Annotated in this window: 2 protein-coding genes; both read right to left on the reverse strand. The window is 71.2% G+C overall.

What is annotated here, in order from left to right:
• A partial coding sequence (locus ER13_RS17295) for a M56 family metallopeptidase (protein ID WP_035311396.1) occupies positions 1–866 on the reverse strand: 866 nt, incomplete at its 3' end.
• On the reverse strand, positions 863–1,237 hold the full coding sequence (locus ER13_RS17300; protein ID WP_035311398.1) for a BlaI/MecI/CopY family transcriptional regulator: 375 nt from the start codon (positions 1,235–1,237) through the stop codon (positions 863–865). The genes ER13_RS17300 and ER13_RS17295, both read right to left, overlap by 4 nt.
• Positions 1,238–1,352 lie beyond the last annotated feature (115 nt).

Consider the following 1,352-nt stretch of genomic DNA (forward strand, 5'->3'; position numbering starts at 1 on the left):
GGGAACAGCCCGGTGGGCGTCTCAGCTTCGACCTCCCGCCGGCTGGCGGAGGGGCTGGCGGCGCAGGGAATGGAGCGGGGGACGGGATGTGCGGCCAGGCGGACCAGGGCGCGGGCATAGACCTGACGGTCCACGGTGGTCAGGGCGTCGGCGTCGGCGGCCTCTTCGGAGCGGGCGACCAGGTCGAGGTGCAGGGCCCAGACCAGGGGATTGAACCAGAACAGGGCCAGGCTGAGCCGCGACAGAACCAGGAAAACCCAGTCCTTGCGCCGCAGATGGGCCAGTTCGTGGGCGAGGATGGCCGGGGCGGCCTGGCGTTCGGCGAGACTGGTCGGATCGACCAGGATGACGCCGGGCGCGGCGCCCCAGCTGAGCGGGCCAGACAGCCGGTCGTTGGCGATCAGGCGCGGCGGTCGGCCGGTGGTCTGGGTGTCCAGCGCGGTGCGCCAGGCCGGGCATTTGACCGCGCGGCCTTCGTGGGTCCAGCGGTCCAGGGTGTGCAGGCCCAAGAGCAGCCGTCCGGCGACCGCCGCGACGCCGATCAGCCAGATCAGGCCGACGATCAGGGCGGGGGTGGGCCAGGCCAGGGCGCCGGAGATCTCGACCCCGGCGACGGGGCCGACCTCGCCCTCCCACATGGGCAGATTTTGGGGCGCGATGAGAGGCTCGGCGGCGGGCAGCAGCGCCAGTTTCAGCGACGGCAGGACCGCCATGATCACCGGCAGGGCCAGCAGAAGACAGGTCACGCCGCGCAGGATGTCGACCCGGTCGACCGGCCGTTGGGCCAGAAGCCGCGAACAGGCCAGGCCGGCGCCGGCGATCAGACTGGACTTGACCAAAAGGGAAAGGAGAAGGGCCCAGGTCACGACCCGCGCTCCACGGATTCGTCGATGATGCGTTCGAGGGCGGCGGCCTCCTGCGGCGTCAGCTTCTGGCCCAGGCCCAGCAGGGCGGTGGCGGCGGTGGCGGCGGAGCCGGCGAAGAAGGTGTCGATCATCCGCTGCAGGGCGCCGGCGGCGACGGCCTCGGTGCGCTGGACCGGGCTGTAGACATAGCCGTCGGGGCCAGGGGCGCGTTCGATCAGACCCTTGGCCTCCAGCCGCGACAGCAGGGTGCGGACGGCGGAGTCGCTGATCGGGTCGGACAGGGCGTTGCGGACGGCGGCGGCGGCGCCCTTCTCGAGCCGACACAGGGTCTCGAAGACCTCGCGTTCGCGGCGGGGCAGGGATTCGATCATGACGCTGTTCCCGTGGCTGTTGGTGTTACACCTGTAGCGCTACATGCGTAGCGGATTGGGGCGGGAATGAGGCGGGGGGGATGAACTCGCGGTAGGGTGACGCACTCATCACCTC

The sequence above is a fragment of the Brevundimonas sp. EAKA genome (assembly GCF_000698025.1).
In the GTDB taxonomy this organism is placed as follows: Bacteria; Pseudomonadota; Alphaproteobacteria; order Caulobacterales; family Caulobacteraceae; genus Brevundimonas; species Brevundimonas mediterranea_A.